The organism is Streptomyces sp. NPDC031426 (genome assembly GCF_055581585.1).
In genome coordinates this window covers 1-7,066 of the sequence record NZ_JBVIJE010000078.1, presented here as the reverse complement: position 1 = coordinate 7,066, position 7,066 = coordinate 1, and the positions used below count along the sequence as shown (strand labels likewise).

General features: G+C 67.2%; 6 protein-coding genes. 2 read left to right on the top strand and 4 right to left on the bottom strand.

The window, feature by feature from the left end; genetic code table 11:
* Nucleotides 1-72: 72 nt before the first annotated feature.
* The 4 genes from ACZ5NH_RS45090 to ACZ5NH_RS45075 form a co-directional block, all read right to left on the bottom strand.
* Entirely contained in the window at nt 73-423 is a 351-nt protein-coding gene (locus tag ACZ5NH_RS45090; RefSeq protein WP_468784255.1) for a 3'-5' exonuclease, read from the bottom strand.
* Between the two features lie 656 nt (nt 424-1,079).
* On the bottom strand, nt 1,080-1,397 hold the full coding sequence (locus ACZ5NH_RS45085; protein WP_365730481.1) for a hypothetical protein: 318 nt from the start codon (nt 1,395-1,397) through the stop codon (nt 1,080-1,082).
* A gap of 1,386 nt (nt 1,398-2,783) precedes the next feature.
* Nucleotides 2,784-4,604, bottom strand: a complete 1,821-nt coding sequence (locus ACZ5NH_RS45080; protein ID WP_468784253.1) for a hypothetical protein — start codon at nt 4,602-4,604, stop codon at nt 2,784-2,786.
* A gap of 146 nt (nt 4,605-4,750) precedes the next feature.
* Nucleotides 4,751-5,767 (bottom strand): sigma-70 family RNA polymerase sigma factor, encoded by a 1,017-nt coding sequence (locus tag ACZ5NH_RS45075; protein ID WP_468784251.1) that lies wholly within the window; start codon nt 5,765-5,767, stop codon nt 4,751-4,753.
* A gap of 72 nt (nt 5,768-5,839) precedes the next feature.
* Between ACZ5NH_RS45075 and ACZ5NH_RS45070 the strand changes: the two genes are divergently transcribed.
* A complete protein-coding gene (locus ACZ5NH_RS45070) occupies nt 5,840-6,181 on the top strand; it encodes a VOC family protein (protein WP_468784250.1) in 342 nt (113 codons plus the stop codon).
* A gap of 44 nt (nt 6,182-6,225) precedes the next feature.
* Nucleotides 6,226-6,873 carry a maleylpyruvate isomerase family mycothiol-dependent enzyme gene (locus ACZ5NH_RS45065; RefSeq protein WP_468784248.1) on the top strand — a complete coding sequence of 216 codons (648 nt, stop codon included), beginning with the start codon at nt 6,226-6,228 and terminating at the stop codon, nt 6,871-6,873.
* The last annotated feature ends 193 nt before the right edge of the window (nt 6,874-7,066 follow it).

Genomic DNA, 7,066 nt, shown 5'->3' with positions numbered 1-7,066 from the left:
CGAGTACGAGGAAGCCTTCTGGCAGAGCCAGGAGCAAACCCCGCAGTCCGCCTGAAACAAGATCACCGGACTCTACGAAACTCGGGGCAGCTCAAGGTTGTGCGCCACCACCAGCGAGCCGCGCATCAGCCGCAGCAGCGTCCCCGCAACCTGCGTGAACAGTGGCGCATCTGCGACGTCGTTCTCGCTGATCCCGTGCTGTGACTGGTTCTGCCGCGACATCTGCCGCTGCGGGTCGACCAGGGTGGAAAACTCCTCCACCACCGTGCCATCGGCCCGCAATCGCACCGCCGCAACCTCACACACACGATGGCCGCGTGCAGGAGACAAACCGGTGGTCTCCACATCGACGACCGTGTACTCAACCTGCCAGGGATCGACGCCCTGAAGCCCCCGCCGCAAGAACACCGGCTCGAACACCACGCACACTCCTTCCCTACACATTCCTCATTCAAGCGGCGACATCTTGACCGACCACCCGAACAGCAAAACCACCGGGATCCATGAAACGGACACGTCTACCACGTGAGCTCACATAAAAGCCGCACACTGGTGCGCGAACTCGGCGTCCGACCGCTGATTGCACGCCGGAACACCGAGCACGGCTCCGGCCTGGGCACCCAACCGTGGGTGGCGAGAGAGGGTTCGCACTCCTGCACCACTTCCGCCGCTTGCGCACACGCAGGGAGATCCACGAAACGCTGCTCAGCCTGCGATACGCCCTCACGCCGATGTGCCGCTGCAATGTCCCTCTCGCTAGCCGCCGAAAGCAAGGGCACCGAGGATGAAGCCGATGACCATCCCAGCAACCGAGGCGCCCAACGCCAAGGCAGCATGTGGCTCCTGCCGTTTCATTCCGACTGCGGAAAGGATGATGGCGACAGGCCCCAGAACTATAGGGAAGAAGAGCAGCGAGGCCGCAGCGCATGCAAATGCACCCCAGACAAAACTTGCTGACCTGCCTCCGCCCGGCTCGCCGTAAGTGGTACCACACTCCGGACAGAACGTCTTAGCCGTCTGAGTCAGCGTGCCACAGGCGGAGCAGAGCTTCGTCGGGTGGGACCCTGAGGGAGCTGAGTTCACGCGAAGCCACCCTTCGCAACAGAGAGGATCTTCTTGTTCGGGCTGGAGAACAAGGCATAAATGTTGTCGACTGCCGCAGTCGAGCGAAGATGCAGTTGAATGTATCCGGGCTGCGCGCTCGGGGTCACGGTGATCGTCAATTCCCCATGTGTCGTGGGGAATTTCCTGTACTTGCCGGTCACCTGTCCGAGCGTGGAGCTCGTCTGCACGTCTTTGAAACCAGTAGTTATGAGACCCTTTGCGCACCGGGTAAGCCATTCGTCGCGGTCGCCAGCCACGACCAGGGACTCCTCCATGCTCTTACGGACAGCCATCTGACTCCTCCAAACAGACGTTGATCAGGCGAAATTGACGGGATTGCAGCACCGGAAGTCCGGGGAAGTTCAACGTTCCGCGGTGCCTGGCCGTTTTCCCGGGTGAGGCCCGTGCGGTCAGCGGCACCCACGACCATGTGCCACTCCCTAACGGCCGAGCGCGTCACGACACACCAGCACTTCCCGTTCGCTGACCTTGTATGACGCGTAGTTGGCGACGCAGGTCGCGGCGTTGCCGAAGACCCAGAGCGGGTAGTAGCCGAGGGCCCCCAGGACTGGGGCACCGTCCGTCCAACCGCACGAACGCAGCCACAGGAAGCCGCCGACAGCCCAGGGCCGTCAGATGGCCTTGGGCTCCTCCTCGGCTGCCTTCTTCACGTCGCAATACCCGTTCTTCACAATCCCTCCCCATGCGTAGCGGCGTGATCCTATGTTCAACAAAGCTGGAGGCGGAAGATGTGATCAAGGTCTTGACCAGTACTTTCCTTGCATAGAGCAAGTACTTGCGCACATGGGGATGACTCGATCCTGTCGGTGCTCACGACCCCGGCGCCCCCGGTACCGACACGGAGACCGGGTGCCCGTTCGGCGACAGCAGGAGCCTGCCGGCCTCACTGCCCCACTCCAGAGAGAACGGCATCGAAGGGATGTATGGAGCCGGAGCCGGGCTCATTTGGCCTGCCAAGCGCTTCGTCTCCGAGCCGCACTCTTGCTCATGGGCTTCGGGGCGTCCTGCTCGGCTGGCCGGATCCACTCCAGCTTCAGGTATCCGCGCTGGTGGCGGACGAGATCGGCGAATGCACAGGCGAGGTCGCAGGCCCGGGCAACGCTGGGCCGCCGGCCTGCTGTACGAGGACTACCTTCCAAGTCGGTGAAGCCCGTGGGCGCGAGCCCCGCCCTCTTGTGAGGTCGTTCATGGAGTTCCTGGACGCCTGTAACCAACCCACAACCGGCCGCGCGTCTCGCTATGGCTGGCCGCTCAGTTCTCTCCCCCCAGCCGGGGCATGGAAGGACGCCCGCTGCCTTGGCCAGTGCGGCGGACGTGCTGCCACTGCCTCGTGCCCAGGTACCCGGACAGTTGCAAGGCCGAGGCCGGACCATGGCCGGTCTGCTGGGCCCGGCGGACCACGCACTCATCTGCCGATGAGCGGGCGTTTCGGGGGCTTGCCGGAGCCAGGTGCGAACGTGATCCGCGAGGTGGCGTCGATGTCCGCGCCGGTCGGCCGCACACCTGTGCCCATGTGGAGCGAGTGAGCATCGATCACGCGGGAAAGCTGCTCACTCGCTCCATTGAACGTGCCTGCATCTGGCACCGATGCCTACCGCCGTACGTGACCGGGCTCGGTACGTGCGGTCGGGGCGGCCCCTCGTCAATTGACTCGAGGCCTACTCGGCAGCGCAGGTCGTGGCCTCGGATCCCGTCGATTCCGTAGACCTCGTGCCCATGCTCTCGCCCTTCTTTCCCGCCTCGATGGGGGCGTAGCGCCGCCGTTGAAGCGCATCGCGTTCACTGTCCGGGATCGTCATCGACTCGGCAAGCACGGCGGCGAGCGCGTCCACTTGGGTGTTGTCGATGTCAGTGTGGAAGTGCCACCGGATGTTCTCGTCGCGCGTGATGAGGTCGATCGCCGAGCGCGCGTTTTTGTCCTGTGTGGTTGCTGCTCGGACGTATCGCACCTGGTCGATCGGGATGACTTGACGGATCTCGCCTTGCTCAAGGAAGGCGTTCGTCTTGGCCGTGATGATGCGTCGATCCGTGACGGCGATCAGTGTCTTTGCCGGGGCCTTGTCCCACGCTGCCGCCAACATCTCCTTCGCTCCGCCGAGGATCGCAGAAAGGGGATCGGCGGCATCGAGCTGCTCGGAGAAGCCGAGGACACGTAGGGTCTCGCCGTCCTCGAGGAACCATCGCAGGATGCGAAGGTACGGCTCAAGAGCCGGCGATGTGGGTGCGCAGACGACGTCCGGAGCTTCGAGTTGAGGGGCTGGCGGATGGAGAGCGTCGGCAAGAGGCTCGATCGCCTCCAGAAGACGGGCGGAGATGTGGCGGGCTGCGTTGGAGTCCCTCCGCTTCCCCGACAGTGGCAGTGTGTCGCGTCCGGGGAGCTCGGCGATGATTCGTAGCTCCCGCGTGAGGGAGTCGACGAGGCTCGTCGTCTCGGCGAGAGCGGAGTCGAGCTCTGCGCGAGTGTCGCGCGCGATGATGTCGACGAGCCGCGCCTCGCCGGCGTCGTCGGGTCCAGCGGCGCGCGCCCGCGCGGCGTGGAGCGCCTGATATCCGGTCCATGCCTTGAGGGAAGACAGCAAGGCGTTGGCGTCGAAGAAGATCGCCGCGGCGTTCGTCTGGAGATACTCACGGCGGCCACGTAGGTCGAGCTCATGGATCTGCCCGATGTGGCCGCGGACGTTGAGGCGGTACAGCTCCAGCTGCTTGCCCAGGTCCGCCTCCTTGTCCGCGACCTTGTGCCACAAGGTGGTGGGGACCGATTCGACCTCTCGGGCGTGGTCGACTGCGCGATCGACGGTGGCGACGAGGCCCGTCAGTTCGGCCCACTGCTCGTTGCGGATGGTGGTCAGTACCTGGCTGGTCAGCGCGATGTTGGTCTTGACAAGGCCCGTGACCTCGCTCAACTGCATCTGAAGGCCGATCATGGCCAGCGTCGGCCCGAGGGAAGCCGCGCTCTGCACCGCGCTCACCTCAGCCACGGGGATGAAGCGGGCCTGAGCGATGAAGCGGCCGGAGGAGATCACCGTTCCGAGGTTCGCGCCGTCCTTGACGGCGAGCGTCGCGCCGGCCCGCAGTAGAGCCTGTGTCGCGTCGCTGATCCTGTAGAGCCCCTGCGCGCTGGCGAATGCGCCTTTGAGGTGGCCGGCCGCGGTCGCTGCGTTTCCGATCGAGGCGAGGACTGTGGAGATGCGCTTGCGGTCGGTGGCCGGGACGAGCCCGAAGTCGAGCAGATCGGGCTTGAGTTCCGCCGGGACCTCACCGAAGACGACAGCGACCCCTGGGAGCACCTCCGCCAGGACCGTCGACGGTGTCGTTGAGCCGATGCCCGAGTCGGGTGTCGGATCGTCCACCACAGGTGAATCGGCGGTATTGCTCTGGCCGTTCTCCTCAGGCTCGGCGATCTCCGTCGAGTCCGAAGGGTCCTGCATGCGATCTCCTCCCCGCGGGACGCGCAACGGCCAGACGTCGTCGGCGTTCACTGCCGAAGTCTACGGCTCGGCGCCCTGCGGTTCACTGATCGTTTCAGAATGGGAAACGCCGTCGTCTGGCCTCCATGGTCAATGGTCCCGGCCGGAGCCACACCCTGGGGGCCTCGGGGGCTGACATTGGGTCAAGCCCACTCCGTCTACAGCCCGAACCGCTGCACGTGCTCCGCGCCCAGGAACGAGGTGAGGCCTTCGACGAGCTCGCCGCGCAGGGTCAGCACCGTGATCGACCACGCGAGGTGCGGGGCCGACCGGCTCGCGCCCACGTAGAAGGCCACTGCCGGTTGGCCGTTGGCTGAAGTGAGGTGGTAGCGCCAGCTCGGGCAGCGGGTGAGCGGGACCTCAACGGCGAAGTCCATGACGGCGGCCCGGCCCCGGTACCACTGGGCCAGTGGCGGCATCGACCAGGCGACGTCCTCGGTGAGCAGGGCGACCAGGGCGTCGGCGTCGCCGCTTTCCAGGGCGGTGGCGAAGGCGGTGACGGTCTCGCGGACCCGGGCGTCGCCGAGCTTGCGCAGAGTCTGCTGCTGCGAGCGCGCCGGGACCCGCTCGGCGAGCAGTCGACGGGCGCGGGCCAGCGCGGAGTTCACCGAGGTGGTGGAGGTGTCCATCATGGTGGCGATCTCGGCGGCGGAGAAGCCGAGCACGTCGAACAGGAGCAGCGCGGCCCGCTGGTTGCCTGACAGGTGCTGCATGGCCGCGACGAAGGCGAGTTCGACGGCCTCGCGCTGCTCGTACCGCGCGGCCGGTCCGGCCGGGCCGGCGGGCAGGCCCGCGTCGGGGTAGGGGCCCAGCCAGGCGACCTCGGTCAGCGGGGTGGCGTCGACCACCGCGTGGTCGCTGGCCGGGCCGAGGTCGATGGGCATCGCCCGCCTGCCGCGCCGGTCGACGGCGTCCAGGCAGGTGCGGGTGGCCACGGTGTACAGCCAGGCGCGCAGTGAACTACGTCCCTCGAAGCGGTCCAGGCCCCGCCAGGCCCGCAGCAGCGCCTCCTGCAGTGCATCGTCCGCGTCGTGGGTCGACCCCAGCATCCGGTAGCAGTGCGCGTGCAGCTCCCGGCACAGCGGCGCCACCAGGCGGGTGAACGCGGCGTCGTCCCCCTCGCGCGCCCTGGCCAGGTCACCCGTCGCGGATCCCGCCGAAATTTCCTCGCCCACGAGGGACGATTCTGCCCCACTCCGGGAGTCACCTCTTCGACCGATCGTTTCCGACCCCCCGAGGAGACCCCGATGAGCAGTGCCGCCTGGTTCGACATCTCCACTCCCGACGCGCTGCGCGCCCGCCGCTTCTACCAGGAGCTGTTCGGCTGGCCGGTCCACGTGCTGGACGACACCTACGCCCTGGTCGGCGACGAGGAGGGCCGACCGACCGGCGGGGTCGGGCAGGCGGGCCCGGACAGCCCGTACACCGGGCTCGTCGCCTACTTCCCGGTCGACGACGTCGATGCCGCGCTCGCCCGCGCCGAGCGGCTCGGCGCCACCCGAATCCTCTCCCCGACCAACACGCCCGCCAGCCGCATCGCCGTCTTCACCGATCTCGATGGCAACCACGTCGGCCTCATCAGCCGCTGACCGGTCCCCTGCCCGCCCGACCACCGCACAGGAGCATCACCCCCATGACGACACCCGCCACCGGAACCTGGCCACTGATCCACACCGAGCGGACCGCCCTGGCCGCCGACCTCGCGCAGCTGACCGACCATCAGTGGGCCACCCCGTCGCTGTGCGAGGGGCTCACCGTTCGTGAGGTGCTCGCGCACCTGACCTCGGCGGCCGGCCTCAACCCGGTGCGGTGGATGGCGGGCGTGATCCGCTGCCGCTTCGACTTCGACAAGCAGGTCGCCATGCGGCTGGCCGAACAGCTTGGCGCTACCCCGGCCGAGACGCTCGACCGGTTCCGCCGAGTGGCCACCCGCACGACGAAGCCGATCCCCTCGACCGTGGCCATGCTCGGCGAGACCATCGTGCACGGCGAGGACATCCGCCGGCCGCTCGGCATCGAACGCGACTACCCCGTCCGCACGTTGACCACCTTGGCCGACTACTACCAGCGCACCGATCTGCCCGTCTTCACCAAGACCCGCATCCGCGAACTGCGCCTGACCGCCACCGACAGCCCTTTCACCGCCGGCGACGGGCCACGCGTGTCCGGCACGACCCTGGCCCTGATCATGGCGATGGCCGGTCGCGCGTCCTACCTCGATGCGCTCGATGGAGACGGCGTTGCCATCCTTCGCGAGCGCCAGGCACAACCACGGGCATGACGCCCTGTATCAAGATGTGAAGCTCAATGCCGCCGCCCCGTCCGGGGCGGCGGCATCCGACGCATCGACGTGGGGGGGGGGGGGGGGGGGGGGGGGGGCAGCCACACCCCCCACCCACCCTTTCCCCTTTCTCCAAAACCGCCCCCACCACAAACACCCCAAACCCCGACGCGAAGACCCCCCCCAAGTTACC